At 41.5% G+C, this 15,741-nt stretch carries 20 protein-coding genes; 12 read left to right on the forward strand and 8 right to left on the reverse strand.

Features of this window, described 5'->3' with window-relative positions; all coding sequences use genetic code 11:
* Positions 1-34 precede the first annotated feature (34 nt).
* Entirely contained in the window at positions 35-235 is a 201-nt protein-coding gene (locus CRO17_RS03575) for a DUF2536 family protein (protein WP_097039313.1), read from the reverse strand.
* Between the two features lie 41 nt (positions 236-276).
* Positions 277-1,155 carry a GNAT family N-acetyltransferase gene (locus CRO17_RS03580; protein WP_179636801.1) on the reverse strand — a complete coding sequence of 293 codons (879 nt, stop codon included), beginning with the start codon at positions 1,153-1,155 and terminating at the stop codon, positions 277-279.
* Positions 1,156-1,322: 167 nt separating this feature from the next.
* Here CRO17_RS03580 and CRO17_RS03585 point away from each other — a divergent pair, with 167 nt between their 5' ends.
* The 3 genes from CRO17_RS03585 to galE all read left to right on the forward strand — a co-directional run bounded on the left by CRO17_RS03585 (position 1,323) and on the right by galE (position 3,511).
* On the forward strand, positions 1,323-2,174 hold the full coding sequence (locus CRO17_RS03585) for an ROK family protein (RefSeq protein WP_097039317.1): 852 nt from the start codon (positions 1,323-1,325) through the stop codon (positions 2,172-2,174).
* 17 nt (positions 2,175-2,191) lie between these two features.
* Positions 2,192-2,449 carry a YciI family protein gene (locus CRO17_RS03590; protein ID WP_097039319.1) on the forward strand — a complete coding sequence of 86 codons (258 nt, stop codon included), beginning with the start codon at positions 2,192-2,194 and terminating at the stop codon, positions 2,447-2,449.
* A 72-nt stretch (positions 2,450-2,521) separates the two neighbouring features.
* Positions 2,522-3,511 carry a UDP-glucose 4-epimerase GalE gene (gene galE / locus CRO17_RS03595; protein WP_097039321.1) on the forward strand — a complete coding sequence of 330 codons (990 nt, stop codon included), beginning with the start codon at positions 2,522-2,524 and terminating at the stop codon, positions 3,509-3,511.
* A 17-nt stretch (positions 3,512-3,528) separates the two neighbouring features.
* Here the strand turns inward: galE and CRO17_RS03600 are convergent, their stop codons facing one another.
* A complete protein-coding gene (locus CRO17_RS03600; protein WP_245864649.1) occupies positions 3,529-4,038 on the reverse strand; it encodes a GNAT family N-acetyltransferase in 510 nt (169 codons plus the stop codon).
* Between the two features lie 120 nt (positions 4,039-4,158).
* Between CRO17_RS03600 and CRO17_RS03605 the strand changes: the two genes are divergently transcribed.
* Entirely contained in the window at positions 4,159-5,028 is an 870-nt protein-coding gene (locus tag CRO17_RS03605) for an SMP-30/gluconolactonase/LRE family protein (RefSeq protein ID WP_097039325.1), read from the forward strand.
* 46 nt (positions 5,029-5,074) lie between these two features.
* Here CRO17_RS03605 and CRO17_RS17850 read toward each other — a convergent pair whose 3' ends face one another.
* The 4 genes from CRO17_RS17850 to CRO17_RS03620 all read right to left on the reverse strand — a co-directional run bounded on the left by CRO17_RS17850 (position 5,075) and on the right by CRO17_RS03620 (position 8,945).
* Positions 5,075-5,203: a hypothetical protein gene (locus CRO17_RS17850; protein WP_281253796.1), complete on the reverse strand. Its 129-nt coding sequence runs from the start codon at positions 5,201-5,203 to the stop codon at positions 5,075-5,077.
* A gap of 5 nt (positions 5,204-5,208) precedes the next feature.
* Positions 5,209-6,306, reverse strand: a complete 1,098-nt coding sequence (locus CRO17_RS03610) for a response regulator aspartate phosphatase (RefSeq protein WP_097039327.1) — start codon at positions 6,304-6,306, stop codon at positions 5,209-5,211.
* 197 nt (positions 6,307-6,503) lie between these two features.
* The gene (locus CRO17_RS03615) at positions 6,504-7,508 is read right to left on the reverse strand and encodes an acyltransferase family protein (protein WP_179636803.1); all 1,005 of its coding nucleotides are present in this window, start codon (positions 7,506-7,508) and stop codon (positions 6,504-6,506) included.
* Between the two features lie 78 nt (positions 7,509-7,586).
* Positions 7,587-8,945 (reverse strand): MATE family efflux transporter, encoded by a 1,359-nt coding sequence (locus CRO17_RS03620; protein ID WP_097039330.1) that lies wholly within the window; start codon positions 8,943-8,945, stop codon positions 7,587-7,589.
* Positions 8,946-9,150: 205 nt separating this feature from the next.
* Here CRO17_RS03620 and CRO17_RS03625 point away from each other — a divergent pair, with 205 nt between their 5' ends.
* From CRO17_RS03625 to CRO17_RS17425, 5 genes are all read left to right on the forward strand, one after another.
* Positions 9,151-9,501, forward strand: a complete 351-nt coding sequence (locus CRO17_RS03625; RefSeq protein WP_097039332.1) for a hypothetical protein — start codon at positions 9,151-9,153, stop codon at positions 9,499-9,501.
* Positions 9,502-9,581: 80 nt separating this feature from the next.
* Positions 9,582-10,271: a Na-translocating system protein MpsC family protein gene (locus CRO17_RS03630; protein ID WP_097039334.1), complete on the forward strand. Its 690-nt coding sequence runs from the start codon at positions 9,582-9,584 to the stop codon at positions 10,269-10,271.
* Positions 10,272-10,445: 174 nt separating this feature from the next.
* On the forward strand, positions 10,446-10,856 hold the full coding sequence (locus CRO17_RS03635; RefSeq protein ID WP_425444390.1) for an ATP-binding protein: 411 nt from the start codon (positions 10,446-10,448) through the stop codon (positions 10,854-10,856).
* Positions 10,857-10,979: 123 nt separating this feature from the next.
* Positions 10,980-11,423 (forward strand): AraC family transcriptional regulator, encoded by a 444-nt coding sequence (locus CRO17_RS03640; RefSeq protein WP_342748960.1) that lies wholly within the window; start codon positions 10,980-10,982, stop codon positions 11,421-11,423.
* Positions 11,424-11,507: 84 nt separating this feature from the next.
* Positions 11,508-11,669 carry a hypothetical protein gene (locus CRO17_RS17425; RefSeq protein ID WP_179636805.1) on the forward strand — a complete coding sequence of 54 codons (162 nt, stop codon included), beginning with the start codon at positions 11,508-11,510 and terminating at the stop codon, positions 11,667-11,669.
* On the opposite strand, the gene CRO17_RS03645 is transcribed toward CRO17_RS17425, so the two are convergent.
* Positions 11,663-12,730, reverse strand: a complete 1,068-nt coding sequence (locus tag CRO17_RS03645; RefSeq protein ID WP_097039339.1) for a C40 family peptidase — start codon at positions 12,728-12,730, stop codon at positions 11,663-11,665. The two genes, CRO17_RS17425 and CRO17_RS03645, sit on opposite strands and share 7 nt — an antisense overlap.
* Positions 12,731-13,058: 328 nt before the next feature.
* Between CRO17_RS03645 and galU the strand changes: the two genes are divergently transcribed.
* The 3 genes from galU to CRO17_RS03660 all read left to right on the forward strand — a co-directional run bounded on the left by galU (position 13,059) and on the right by CRO17_RS03660 (position 15,695).
* On the forward strand, positions 13,059-13,943 hold the full coding sequence (galU, locus tag CRO17_RS03650; RefSeq protein WP_097039341.1) for a UTP--glucose-1-phosphate uridylyltransferase GalU: 885 nt from the start codon (positions 13,059-13,061) through the stop codon (positions 13,941-13,943).
* 317 nt (positions 13,944-14,260) lie between these two features.
* Positions 14,261-15,028 carry a YveK family protein gene (locus tag CRO17_RS03655; protein ID WP_097039343.1) on the forward strand — a complete coding sequence of 256 codons (768 nt, stop codon included), beginning with the start codon at positions 14,261-14,263 and terminating at the stop codon, positions 15,026-15,028.
* Entirely contained in the window at positions 15,003-15,695 is a 693-nt protein-coding gene (locus tag CRO17_RS03660; protein WP_097039345.1) for a CpsD/CapB family tyrosine-protein kinase, read from the forward strand. The genes CRO17_RS03655 and CRO17_RS03660 overlap by 26 nt, the downstream gene beginning before the upstream one ends.
* The last annotated feature ends 46 nt before the right edge of the window (positions 15,696-15,741 follow it).

A 15,741-nucleotide genomic window follows, 5' to 3' on the forward strand; every position in this document is an offset into this window, starting at 1 on the left:
TACCGTCCAGGCTGGACGGTATTTTTATGCAATATTATTTCGCTTTAAAATGCGCAACAGCACTATAAAACCGACGGCCGTTATCATCTACATGCATATTGTGTGAGACGTGATGCAGTTCCAGCAGAATCGCTTTGTTGTGCTGGATTTGTTCATTGATTTTTTTCTCCAGTGTGGATAAGTCGTTTGCTTCAAAGAATTCGACTTTATCCTTCAGCATTTCTAAATCTAGCATAAGCTTTCGTCCCTTTCTGTCACAGCTTCTTGTCTATTATATTACGCATGAGACAATTCTGGGAACTGAAAGTCAGCGGGCAGAAGCTCTGGTTTGTTCACAAAAAGGGCATCACGATCGGTGTGCTGATGAACGAATGGTTCGAGATCCGGGAAAGTCGGCGTAAAATGGAAAATGACTTCTGTGATGCCTGGCTGCGTGACATAGCTTTTAATTTGCTGCCAGGAAATCCTGCTCTGGCTGATTACCTCGTAGAGATGCATCGTTTGACCGATTTTTTTATAAAGAAGCAAGGCATTTGGCTCCAACAATTCAATGATTTCCAGGTCTGGATCATACAGCATATGAAAGCCAAGTATATGCTGCCCATCGGACACATCAAGCAAATGGGACTGCGGATAGCGTTTTCCATACCGGTCCAGCAGCACGACCATGTCTTGTGGATTGGCTGCTGGTGTTAGTTTGCGGAAATCAGGAACAGGGCGCTGTTTTTGCGAAACTGGGATAGAGAATAGCTTTTCTTCCACTGCTGTCAGTCCGATTTTATCGTAAAACCTTTCTGTTCCGGGGCGAGCGAATAAGTAAATCAAATCTGTTTCGGCTTCATATTGCTTGATCACACGCTGCATGAGCTGTGTAGCAAGTCCTTGGTGCTGGTAAGCAGGATCTGTCATGACAGTGCCAATTTGTATCGCCCGTCTTTTTACCTTTTCAATATGTACTGTGATGGCGCTTACAGAAACGTTTGCGACAATTTGTGAATCATCAGCAAAAGCATGCGTGTGGTAGCGCTCATTCCATAAGCCACTCTTATATAAGGCTTCGAAGTCAAAGCCGAACGACTTTTTTGCCAATTGGTTAAAACTCTTACGTAAATCTTGTTTGTGTGCAAATGCAGTCACTGCCTGCAGAGCAGTCATCATGCATCCCCCTTTTCTTCTAAACGAGTCGTGTTTACAAGATTATTAGAAACAATTTATATTTCTATATTATAACAAATTTAGTGCTTGTATAGGGTGTGCTTTTTATTGACGGAGAAAAGGAAAACTTACATAGTAGATATATAGAGACAAATGAGGTGAGAAACATGCGACTTGGGGCAATTGAAGCAGGCGGAACAAAATTTGTCTGTGCTGTTGGTAATGAGCACGGTCATGTAGAAGAAAAAGCGTCCTTCCCAACGACCAATCCGGAAGAAACGCTGCAGCTCGTGCTCAGCTTTTTTCAAGATAAAAGAATAAAAGCACTTGGTATCGGTGCATTCGGACCGGTGGATGTAAAAGCAGACAGTCCGACTTACGGCACGATTGGCAATACACCGAAATTGCAGTGGAAAGACTATGCTCTGCTAGCTGTATTAAAAGAAAAGCTCGGCGTACCCGTCAAGCTCGATACCGATGTGAATGCAGCTGCTTTAGGGGAGTATATGCACGGAGCTGCAAAACATGCAGGAAGCTGCTTGTATATGACTGTCGGTACGGGTATCGGAGCTGGAGCTATTGTAAACGGAGAAACTGTGCAGGGCTATTCGCATCCGGAAATGGGGCATCTGCTCATCCGACGTCATCCAAACGATGCCTATCCAGGAAAATGCCCGTATCACAGCGATTGTTTAGAAGGACTTGCTGCTGGCCCAGCTATTGAAGCGCGCTGGGGCGAGCAAGCACAAAAGCTGTACCAGCAAGAAGAGGTGTGGCGAATGGAAGCACATTACCTGGCGCAAGCAATCATGACGTATACATTGGTGCTAAGTCCAGAGAAAATCATCATGGGCGGCGGCGTCATGAAAAAAGAGGGTCTGCATAACATGGTGCAGCAGGAGTTAGAAAACCTTATGCAGCACTATGTTCCGCTGCCAGACAATTACTTGGCAGCACCAGGCTTAGCAGACAATGCAGGTATTGTTGGTGCGCTCATGCTTGCGAAAGATGCACATTAAAACGGAGGAGAATGAACATGAAATATTACGCGGCATTTATCAAAATGGAAAAGCCCGAGCTGAATCAGCAATATCGCCAAGCGCATTTGGATTATTTAGCAGATTTAGATGAGAAAGGATTTATCTTTGCCAGAGGCCCATTAGCGAATGAAGTAGGTGGTCTGGTTATCTACCAGGCAGACAATGAGGAAGAAGCGAGAGCGTTGGCAGAGCAGGATCCTTATGTAGTGAACGGTGTACGCAGTCTGCACTTGCATGAATGGAATAAGGTTTAAAAATTACCATTTTTATAGAAGTAAGCATGTTATAATAAGTGACGATAATATAAGAGAATCGAGGGACAATCGATGAAAGTACTCGTTACAGGCGGTGCCGGTTATATCGGCTCCCATGCAGCAGCCATGCTGCTGGAAAAAGGCCATCAAGCTGTTATTGTTGATAATATACTTACTGGACACTTAGATGCGGTTAATAAAAATGCGGTATTTTATGAGGGAGATTTGCGAGATGCAGCCTTCTTGGATGACGTATTTGCGAAAGAGAAAGTGGATGCGATTGTCCACTTTGCGGCAAGTTCCCTCGTTGGAGAATCAGTTGAAGATCCACTAAAATACTTTGGCAATAATGTCTACGGCATGCAAGTGCTGCTTGAGGCAATGCACAAGCATGAAGTGAAACGTATCGTTTTCTCTTCTACTGCTGCTACATACGGCGATACAAATGTCGTCCCACTAACGGAAGATCTGGACACGAACCCCGAAAGTCCTTATGGCGAATCCAAGCTGATGATGGAAAAAATGATGAAGTGGTGTGATCAGGCGTATGGCATCAAGTTTGTATCGCTTCGCTACTTCAACGTTGGCGGTGCACATCCGGATGGTCAGATCGGCGAGGACCATCAGCCAGAAACACACCTGATACCAATCATTTTGCAGACAGCACTTGGTCAGCGTGACCACATCAGTATCTTCGGTGAAGATTATCCAACAGAAGATGGCACATGCATTCGTGATTATATCCATGTCATGGACTTAATTGACGCGCACGTATTGGCGCTCGAGTATCTGGAGAAAGGCGGCCAGAGTGATATCTTCAATCTTGGCTCCAGTCAAGGTTTCTCTGTGAAAGAGATGATTGACGTTGCACGTGAAGTAACTGGTAAAGAGATTCCAGCCCAAGTCGGCCCGCGACGAGCAGGCGACCCAGCTGTTTTGATTGCAAGCTCCGCCAAAGCGAAGGACGTACTAGGCTGGAACCCGACGCGCACCGATATGAAAGACATCATTGGCGATGCTTGGAGATGGCATCAAAACCGCCCGAACGGATATGATGCGTAAGTTCTACCCCCTTCTAATTAGGAAGGGGTTTTTTCTTTAGAATAGACGAGCACTTCCTTCTCATGCCGCTCGATACTTTTCCAAACACGCATACCTAATTTATCCGCAACTCTGCAAGAAGCAAGATTTTCGGAATATATCAAAGCGATAATGCGAGCCACATGCAAATGCTCAAAAGCCAGGTCTTTGAAAGCTAACGCAGCCTCTGTTGCATAGCCCTTTCCCCAATACGCTGGGGCAATCCAATAGCCGACTTCCAGCTCTGTCTCACCCTCTACTTCTTGCGGAACTAACCCAGCATGCCCAATCTTTTCACCTGTTTCTTTCTCAATCAGCACTTGCAGCCCGAGCTGCTCGTTGTCCTTTCTGTGCGTTAAGTTCCAATTGAAAAATAATTGAGCGCCTTCTTTCGTTCGAGGTTTTCCATTTCCAATGTAACGGACGACGCGAGGGTCTGAGACGAGGCTTCCCAAGAACGGCAGATCTTCATTGGTGTATGGCCGAATGAACAGACGGTCTGTTTCCATCAAAGACTTTCCTCCTTTTTTTAGCGATTGACGCTTTATTAGTGGTAATTCAGGTAATAGTTAGTCATATAGTGTTATTATTACTATAACAGTTTGTACATACACAGAGGAGTGGAGAAGATGGCAGAAGCGAAATTATTCCTGGATACAAAGCATAGTCTTGCCGAGGGTCCGTTTTGGCGGGAGGAGACAGAAGAGCTGTATTGGGTTGATATTAACGGGCAATCCATCCACATTTATAATACTAAAACAGAAGAGAAGCGGGAGATTCCAGTTGACCAAAAGATCGGTGCGGTTATTCTAAAGAAAGACGGCGGATTGATTATGGCGATGGAAGATGGCATTTATGAAACAGACAGTGATGTTAAAGCAAAAGTACTGCTTCACAGTCCTGAACAAGACAGACCTTCCAACCGTTTTAATGACGGAAAAGCTGACCCCTACGGCAGATTATGGGCAGGAACGATGCCCGAAAAAGGCAGCGATGACAAAGGTGCTTTTTATCGTATGGAAGTAGATCGTACATTAACAAAGATCATTGATGGTATTGGAAACTCGAATGGACTTGCTTGGAGTCCTGATCACAAGTATTTTTATTATATTGATACACCTACAGGTGAAGTGCAGCGCTTTGATTATGATGGGGAAAAAGGCGAAATCACGAACCCGCATAAAGTTATTTCCATCAAGGACGGCAGACCGGATGGCATGACAATTGATGAAGAAGGTAAGCTATGGATTGCCCACTATGGCGGAGCTAAAGTATCCCGCTGGAATCCGGAAACTGGAGAGCGGCTGGAAGAGGTCCATTTGCCAGTCAGCTCCGTGACTAGCTGTACATTCGGAGGTCCGGAACGGAAGACACTTTACATCACAACAGCGAGACAGAATCTAACAGAAGAAGAACTGAAGAAAGAACCGCTTTCCGGTGGTATTTTTGTTTATGAAACAGATGTAGCAGGAGCACGAAGCTATAAGTATGGGAAATAAGAAAAACCGGTGCAGTTCACTGCGCCGGTTTTTTGCTGCTTAAGTATTAGAAATCAGTAAGTACAGGTGCGTTAGGTAGGTGTCCTTTTATTGCTTGATCAGAGAATGAAATACCTGCTACAGAACTAAGGATAGTTGCAAGTACTAGAAATGCTGCAATGCGTTTCTTCGTCATTGTTATCACCTCCTTGAATGGAACATTACAATATTATTTTGATATCCTAATGCTAATCGGTAATAATGATTTGCTCTTTCAAAGTTTTTCTCGTTGCTGTAATAGGTTGCCATTTCATCAGCGTATTTTTGCAATTCGTACATTCGGTTGTGCTTCTTGAAGTAGTCAATAGCATTTTTTAACGTAGTAGTGTAACGGCTTGCGTCCATCTTTGCTGTGTATAATATTTGAAGATGCCAGTAGAAGTCTTGGTCACTCTCATTTCCTAATCGTTTAAAAGCTATCTCACAAAGCTGTTTTCCTTTCTCACACTGTTCTTCAGCGAAAGCTATCTTAGCTAACAGATATAAAGTTGGTACATAGTTTTCAAAAGACTCGTATTCCAATATCTTTTCCAAATACCGCTTAGCAGCAGAATAAAGACCTTTATTCTCATATAGCAATCCAAGATTATGATAGATACTCATTTGAACCGCTACATTTTGTTTTGTGTTCGTATCTTGCAACGCGGAATGCAAGTACTCTTCTGCCAAATCATACTCACCCATATCAATATAGTTAAGAGCAATTAGATTTTTCATTCTCGTCAGCTTTTTCTCATATGTAGGATACAGCTGATAAATATAAATCGCTTTTTCCGCATAGATAGCTGAACGATTGGTGTAGTCCAAGTAATAGAGAGCGGATGCAAACAGGTCGAAGAATTCCGCTTTCTCGATTTCATCTTGTATGTAGCCGAGATAAGGTTCGACTTGGCCGTATTCCTCGATGGCATTGTAATAGTTCTTTGTCGAATAAAGGTACATGCCTTTGAATAAATGCAGGTAGTAGAGATGTTCTTCCTTGAGATAAGGAGAAAAGCCTTCTACCTGGCGGATGAGCTTGTCCGCTTCTGGATAGTTTTTGCAGAGAATTTGGTGTCGGCTATGAATCAGAAGTGCAAGCTTGACGACGTCGTCAGTCGCTTCTCCTTTAGCGAGCTGATCGGATACTTCTGTTTTCAGCTTGTCCGCTGCTTGAACCTTCTTCAATTTGATGTTCATATACCACAAATTGAGCAGTTCCTTTAGCTCTTCTGAGTTGAACGTGACGTCAGAACGCATCTTTACACTCCTTAAGTCTGTAAGTTTTTGCCTGTCTCTAGCATAGCATGACTCTGCTCTATTTTTTATTGGGAAAGTAGACCGAATTTTATGACTTTATTTATCGTTTTTCGCCAGAACTCCACTCATTTAGGAAAGTTAGTAAGGTTACTTAAATAAATAAGCTCCCGTCGAAATAACGGAAGCTGGCATGAATCTTATGAGATATGTTGTTTGTCTTCTCTGTTCGAATGACGCATCCGAATTCTTCCTAAAAATAATAAAGAAAGTATAGAAGAAGATTTGAATAAATAACCTATTAGTGAAGGGATGCATATGCCAATTACAGTGTAAATCACGAAATTATACGGATAACCGATTAACAATATGACGAGCATATTAAGAGGTACATGCATATACATGATGGTTGCAGTGTTTTCTCCCAGTTTGATTATCCAATTAATGTGTGAAAATTCAGCCAGATAATAGCAAAGAGTTAGAACGACAAGAATAATAGAAAGCGGGATAAGCAAATCCAACAGCATGTGCTCGAAAATTCTGTATTTCAAATCAAGTGTATAGCGAAGTGTGTTACGAACATCTAACACAATGAGAGTTGAGCAAATCAACAGGCAGACCAGAAGTATTCTTTTACTAGTAATCCATTTAGTGATGATACCCTTCATGTAATAGCCAATTGCAAAATATGCAACAGTAACAAGTGCTACATCCGCATTAAAAGGGAAGGATATATGTGGATAGTAACTAGCTAAAAGATGGGAAAGTATATAACCGCAGCCTATAGTGATTAACTGGATAGATAATGCGTAACGAAGCAGGAACCCAAAAAGCAGCCTTGTTAATAGAAGGCAGGTAATAAACCAGAAAACAGTATGTGCACCTTCCAGAACCATTCCGCCATAAAGGAAATCGGAAGCCGAATCAATCAAATAGCCATTAGTCGGATCAACAGCAAAAAATAGGAGAATAAATAGGATGCCGTAAGACAGGTAAGGAATCATCAGCTGTCTTATTTGTATCCTGCTCCAACTCCAGTAATCTTCCTTTTCATTCACTTTAAAAATAAGTCCGCTTACAAAAAAGAAAAAAGGCATGCGGAACCAAGCTAGAAAATGATTCATTTCCAAGTGGCCTGAATGCCCAATCACTACTAAGATAATGCTTAACCCTTTTGCTATATCGATCCATCGCTTTCGTGTCATTGTCATTTCTCCCAGTTTTAAGCTATAAGAGAAATATACAATACATCGCTTCAAAAGATGTCCCATTACAGTGAGATTTTAAACAGCCGCTTGCTTTTCCTTCCGCTGAATAAACCGCAGCCGCAAAAAGAATCCAATCGCAGCACATGTCAGCCCTAATGTGATACCAACCCAGAAACCATATGGCTCAAGTGCGGTGTAACGGGCCAGCAGATAGCCGCTCGGCAAACCAACTATCCAGTACGAGATAAACGCAATAATAAATGGAACGGTCACATCCTTATAGCCGCGCAAGACGCCTTGCAAGGAAGCTTGGGCTGCGTCAGAGAACTGATACATAATTGCAAACAGCATGAATTGCATCGCCAGCAGCACAACGGTGCGATCAGAGGTGTACAAGTAGCTGATTTGCTCCCGGAAGATGAATAGAAATAAGCTCAATATACCAATGATGACCAATGCGGAGCTAACGCCCAGAATGGCATATTGCTTCGCGTGCTCCATACGGCGGGCGCCAACTTCATAGGAAACGACAATTGTCATGCCGATCGAGATGCTGAGCGGCACCATGAACATAAGTGTCGTAAAGTTTAAAGCTGTTTGATGGGCGGCAATGACGTTTGTGTCGAACAAAGACCCCATCAATAAGGTGACGACACTAAATATACTTGCCTCGAAGAATGTGCTGAGGCCCATTGGTACACCGATCCTCAATTGCTCCTTCCAAGCTTGCAACGATACTTTATACCAGCGTACAAACAGATAATGACTGCGCAATTCCTTCACTTGGAATGTCAGAAACACACTGACCCCCAAAATGAACCAATACGTGATCGCTGTCGCGTAGCCAGCACCAGCACCGCCAAGCTCAGGAAAGCCGAAGTTTCCGAAGATGAGCAGATAATTGAGCAGTGCATTAACAGGTAATGCCAGAAGTAAAATGATCATAGTCACACGTGTATAGCCTTGCGCATCAAAAAAGTTACGCAGTACGGCACTGGCAAATAGCGGAATAATGCCTATAGCGAGGCCGTGTAAATAATCAGTAGCAACAGTATGTACGTCAGTGCTCAAGTCCATAATCCCTAACACCGGCTGCAATGCGAAGAAACCAACAGCCAGCACTATAAGAGAAATTAAAATGGCTAAATAAAAGCCTTGTGTAACGGTGCGGCCGACATCACTGCGTTTGTTATTGCCAATCAGCTGTCCGACAATCGGTGTTATCGCAAGCATAATCCCAGTCAGCCCTGTATAAACAGGCATCCAAAGACTGGAGCCAACCGCAACGCCAGCTAAATCATCTGTACCAGCACGGCCGGACATCATTGTATCAATAACGGTCATGAGGTTATAGCTAATTTGTGTAATAAGAATCGGCCATAATATATGAAAGAATAAGGTCGATTTTTCACGTAGTGTATTCGTCGGGTACATAGCATTCCTCCATTGTCGAAAAATGTGAAATCATAAAACTTAGTGTACCACAAAGCCCTGGTTTAAAGCACAGTGGCTTCGTTACAAAAGCTGCATAAACCTGTGGATAAGTGGTTTATTTTTCCGGTTCAAGGGTAATTAATAAGTAGCAAGCACAACTTAGAAGAGCTATGCTTCTGCTCAAGCAGGGAAGGAGTGGTAAGAAATGGCTTGCCCTTCATTGACAATAAGTGTGCAGGATTTTGTCAAAAAAACAAAGAGAGGTTCGTCCATCAACGATAATTACTTTCTCGTTTTCAATCACAAGCCAATTGTGGCGAAGATATATATAGGAAATCATCATATTGAAATACCTGACCTCCATGATATTGTCTTGGAGAAAGGGAAGGATGGTAAAAACAGTCTATTCTTTATGCCGCAATCATTTATTTATGAAAACCCAAAAGCGAAACGAACATTGGATGACATGCCGCGTATCATCCTTGAAGGAGAAGAATTGTCGATGTCGATGGAACAAAATGACGAAGCTTACACCATGACGATTAAAATCCGTTAGTGTAGGCTTTTTTTTATTCAAATTGTGAGGGGAATACAGTACAATATAAAAGAAACTAAAACGGAAAAAGGTACAAGATAATGGAGATAAGAGATCAGCAGAGAGTTTTATCCGGTTTCACAGCAAGACTTTTGCGTAAACACTTCGGCAAGGGGCCTGAAAGTGTCTTCGTTTCAGTAGGGGACGGTATTATATGTATTTATTTACGAGAACTGCAGACTCCTGTTGAGAAGGTGCTGATTGAGAACGACCAGTACAGCTTGCTCTATGAAACACGAGACAGCTTGATGGCAAAATGCTTGCCTGAATTGAGAGAGCAAATTCAAGAAGAAACGGGTCAGCACTTGCCCTATTTTTATTACGATTGGAACATGGAGACCAATGGCGGTGTTATCGTAGCTGCTACAGAAGAATTCGGCAGTCTGCCAAAAGATCCGGATTTGCAGGAAGTCGATGAAATCGTTGCAAATGTTACAAAGAAAACAGAGAGATTGCCGGACAAGGTAAAATCTGTTAGACTTAATAATAGAACCTTAGTCATCTATCGTCAGGGAATACTTGTCAATATTGAGAAGGAAATAATCCGTGTCGGAGAAACGAAGGTATTGCGTCGGGCAAAGAGAAGTTTGGAGAGGCGGGCATTGCGAGAGGCGTTTGATAAAAACATTCAATTGCTGCAAGGTGCTGCGCAGGAAGTTTTTGTAGATTGGGCTTTCGAAGCGGATCGAAGTATGATCGTTGTTATTATCGATCCGAAGAAAATGAAATAAATTATATTGGCCAACATTAGCTGGGCATAGAACTAGCGATAAGCCAAAGCGAGGACAGCATTCCTGTTCTTGCTTTGGCTTTTTTTAATGGTTTAACCAAATAAAGGAGACCTGAATATTCATATTAGTAAGCTACAAACAGCGTCAGCTCCTGATAAGGGGAAGGTGTCTGAATTGCAGATAAGAAGTGAAAAGGATATCGTCACCAGCAGATCACAAGGCAGGAAGCTAGCAGCAGAACTCGGATTCAGTGCTGTCGAACAAGCTCGAATCACAGCTGCTATCTCCGAGCTGGCCCGTAATATTTACAAGTACGCCGGCAGCGGAACGATTTGCATACACAGTGAACAAGATATAAGAAGAATCGGCATCTTCATCACCGCTAAAGACGACGGCCCTGGCATTGAGAACTTACAGGAAGCACTGCAAGATGGCTACACAACAGGCGGCGGATTAGGAAGAGGACTACCTGGCGTCAAACGGCTTATGGATAACTTCGACATCACATCTTCTCCGCAAGAAGGAACATGTGTTAAAGTGGCGAAATATCGAATTGTAAAAACAACAAGCGTATTCCGAATATAGGGGTGCGTTTTTTTGTATGGGAAGATATAACTACTTATAAAGGATAAGGTGCATTTTTTTTTATAATGATATAGATTGGAAAAGTAAGGGAAACCAAATGGAGTGGAGATGAAAAGAGTGAAAATGCAAATAGAAGTCTTACCAAATTACCGAGTAGCTTACATACGTCGAGTAGGTGCTTATGGAGCGGCTAATTACCAAACGATGGAACAATTGAAGAAATGGGCTGCAGAAAAGGATCTGTTAACCGGAACATCTATTATACTCGGTATTTCACACGACGACCCTACAGCGACTCCGCCTGAACAATGCAGATATGATGCGGCTATTGTCGTTGCAGATAATCCAGAAAAGGACACTTCTGTTGACGCTGGAGTAACAAGAGGAGGAAAGTATGCTTGTTTTCTAGTGGAGCATACAACAGCTGCCATTCAACAGGCATGGTCAACCATAGCTGAGGAGCTGTTACAGCATGGGCTTGAACCAGACAATCGTCCGATAGCGGAAAGATACAGAGAAGAATTAGTAAGCAGGCATTATTGCGAAATATGCATACCGATAAAATAGGCATAAAAATAACGTATGAAAACGAAACCAAATCGTCTGCTCATTCGTCTTACTACATAACAACACAAAAGAGAGGCGAAACAAATGGTTCAGATGGTCTTCTATATTCTAGGCGTTCTCGTCATGCTGTTTCTAGTAGTTGCGGCAGCCCGCCAGCTTACCGATTTGCGTCAGCTGATCACAGCCGAAAGCAAACAAAAAAAGCCTGAGACAGAAAGTACTGTCCCAAGCTCTTGGAATCAATAGAAACGCTTGTAGCTATCGAAGTGTTTAGCATAATATGAGTTGCTTGTACTTGTAATACGTACGCCGTCGTTATCCGCGTGGATGAACTGACCGCCGCCAAGGTAGATACCCATATGAGAAATACCAGCTTTATAAGTTCCTTTAAAGAAGATTAAATCTCCTGGCTGCGGGGAACTTACATAATAAGAACGGTTGAAGTAACCCTCTGCCGATGTACGGGACATGTCATAACCAGCGTTTTTAAATGCATAGTAGATGAAACCGCTGCAGTCAAATCCACCTGGTGTAGAACCGCCCCAAACGTACGGATCACCCAACTGGGATTTCGCAACGCTGATCAGCTTACTCACACTTTTAGAAGAAGAAGTCTGTGCAGATTCTACTTTTGTATTTGTTGCAGGCTTTGTAGAAGAAGAGGAACCGCTGCTTGCTTTGCCATTGATCTTCAACGTTTGGCCAACATAGATAATGTCAGATGATAGGTTGTTCCATGATTTCAGATTTGAAACAGAAACACCGTTATTTTTAGCAATTTTCCATAGAGAGTCACCAGACTTCACTTTATAAGAAGAAGAGCTGGAACTAGAGCTGCTGCTGTTGGATGAGCTGCTAGATGTTGAGGAAGAGCTGTTCGACGATGAAGAAGAACCTCCTGCAGAAACCTTCAGCTTATCACCAGGATAAATTAAGTATCCGGAGATATTATTCCATTTCTTTAAGTTGTTCAAAGAAATATTATGTTTATGTGCAATACCACTTAACGTATCACCAGATTTAACAGTATATGTAGATGCACTGCTAGAAGATGATGAATTTGTCTTTGTAGTAGATTTGCTTGTTGATTTAGATGATCCAGAAGTCTGCAACACTTGATTTGGGAAAATCAAGCTGCTATTCAAGTTGTTAATTTTCTTCAATTCGGAAACGGACGTGTTGTATTTGCTAGCAATCTTCCAAAGCGAGTCACCACTCTGTACTTTATATGATGCAGCGTCAACTGTTGTGGCATAAGAGCTAGCGATAACCGCAGAGGCAGCAAGTGTAACAATCGTCTTTTTCATTCTAGTAATGTGCTCCTTTATTTTCATATTCCAAGAAATTAATCATACTATAGCATAATTTGTCACCTAATTTACCAGAATTTACGTCATTGTAATGCAATTGTAACATTAAGAGCATATAATGTAGGGAAATGTCGAACAGAGTATATTGAGTGAATTATATTAATATGTTACTATTTTTACAGATTCAGTAAACGGATGAGGACTTTCGTATGAGTTGTTGTGCAATATCCTAATTAATGTTTCAACTTTTATATTCTGGGAAGTATAATTCTTACGAAACACTCTACACGTAATTACATACAATACATAAAGAGGTGCAGAACGTATGAAAATTAAAAAGGCCATTATCCCCGCTGCAGGTTTAGGTACACGTTTCCTGCCAGCTACAAAAGCACAGCCAAAAGAAATGCTTCCTATTGTTGATAAACCAACAATTCAGTACATTGTCGAAGAAGCGGTTAAATCCGGAATCGAAGACATCATCATTGTCAGCGGTCGCGGTAAGCGTGCTATTGAAGACCATTTCGACAAATCTTATGAGCTGGAAGATCAGTTGATTAAGAAGGATAAAATGAAGATGCTTGAAGAAATTCAGGACATCTCAAACTTAGCTGATATCCACTACATTCGTCAGAAAGAAGCAAAAGGACTTGGACACGCTATCTCTGTTGCAAAGAAATTCATCGGAGACGAGCCATTTGCAGTATTGCTTGGTGATGACATTGTAAAAACAGAAGGCACGCCAGCATTAAAACAACTGACAGATGCTTTTGAGAAGTATCGCGGTTCTGTTGTAGGTGTACAGCAAGTACCGGAATCTGAAGTATCGAAATATGGTGTGGTTGCTCCTCAAGGATCTACAAGTGAACCTAACCTATTACAGGTTAGTGACTTAGTAGAGAAGCCGAAGAAAGAAGAAGCACCTTCTAACTACGCCATTATGGGTCGTTATGTATTAACACCTGAAATCTTTGACATTCTCGAAACCCTTCCTCCTGGTGCAGGCGGAGAGATTCAATTAACAGATGCGATTAAAGAATTGAATAAGAAGCAAGCTGTTTACGCTTGTGAGTTTTCTGGTGATCGTTATGATGTTGGTGATAAGTTCGGATTCATTAAAGCAACAATTGAATTCGCATTAGATCGCCCCGATTTGAAGGATCAACTGCAAGAGTACTTAAATCAAGCTGTAACGACAGAGAGTAAATAATAATACCCAAAAAACGAGCCTACTATAGTTAGGCTCGTTTTTTATTATATTTTGGTAAATCTATGTTCTGACTGGGAATTGTGTGGTATACTCTACTTTGTTTTTACAAGCTAACTGAGAAATTTGGACTATATAATTTTTTCTTGTTTTCAGAGAAATGCAGGCTCTGATATGTTTTGTAATAATATTCGACAAAATCAGACATTGCATGGCCTTTGAAACCCGATATAATAATATAAGTACTCATATTTTAAAGTTAGTATAGTATTTTGTCTTTGGACTTATCACTATTATGCATACTCATCGGAGGGACATGAATGGAAGAGACAATCTCTTTAAAGGAAATTTTTGCAGTGTTAAGAAAACGAATGATAATGATCTTATCACTGATTATAGCTTTTGCAGCTATTGCACTGTTAGTCAGTTATTTTTTGATTACCCCGACCTATAAGGCTAGTGCCTCCGTAGTTGTCAACCAGGAAGAAAACGTGGATGTCTCAAGCTTAAATAATGCGATTCAATCCAATATTAGTTTGATAAATACATATAAGATTGTAATGACAAGCCCAGTTATTCTAGATAAAGTGGCGAAAGAAATGAATCTTTCTCTTTCTGCTGACGAACTAGCAGAGAAACTGGAAGTTGCTTCGGAAGCAGATACACAAATTATTACGGTTACTGCAACAGATACTAGTCAGGAAGCAGCAGCTGAGCTTGCTAATACAACAGTTGAAGTTTTCCAAAAAGAGATTCCAGAGTTAATGAACCTGGAGAACGTTAAAACGTTATCACTTGCTGAAACTGTAGAGAACCCGTCACCTGCTAGTCCGAATATTCTTTTAAATACTTTAATTGCTCTTGTTTTAGGTGCGATGGTTGGTATTGGGTTAGCTTTCCTATTGGAATACTTAGACAATACTGTCAAAACCGAAGCCGATATAGAGAAACGTATAGGCGTCCCAGTCATTGGGGTTATCAGCCATATGACTGAGGAAGATATGCGAACAAACAATCACTACAATCCAAATGTAGAACGCAGACAAGTTAGGAGAGATTACAATGGCCAAAAGAAAAAAACAGTTTAAAACAAATGTCCGGTCTCTCATAACGAAGTTCAATCCAAAATCACCAATCTCTGAGCAGTATCGTACAATCAGAACAAATGTTGAATTTGCATCAGTTGATCAAAAGTTGAGTACCTTGCTTGTAACTTCATCTGGACCGTCTGAAGGGAAGTCTTCTACCACTGCAAATCTATCTGTTGTTTTTGCACAGCAAGGAAAAAGAGTTCTTTTAATAGATGGAGACTTGAGAAAGCCAACAGTGCACTATACATTCAAGCTTGATAATAGAATTGGTCTTAGTACTGTATTAGTTGGTGAGAAAGCAATAGAAGAAACAGTAAAAGAGACGGATGTTCCTAATTTAGACATATTAACTTGCGGTCCTATTCCACCTAACCCATCTGAACTTTTAGGGTCTAAAGCGATGAAGCAAATGCTTCAATTAGCACAGGAAACGTATGATGTAATTGTTTTTGATACACCGCCTGTATTAGCCGTTACAGATGCCCAAATTTTAGCAAATATATGTGATGGTTCTATTATAGTCGCCAGAAGTGAGCAGACAGAATATGAAGCTATTCAGAAGGCGAAGGAGCTTTTGGAACCAGCTCATGCAAAGCTGCTTGGTATAGTTTTGAATGATGTTGCGCAGAAAAAATCAAACTCCTATTACTATTATGGAAGTTAACATTTTAAGAAACATATCCTCGTCACTCGAGGATATATTTTCGCAG

The sequence above is a fragment of the Terribacillus aidingensis genome (assembly GCF_900215625.1).
GTDB lineage: Bacteria > Bacillota > Bacilli > Bacillales > Amphibacillaceae > Terribacillus > Terribacillus aidingensis.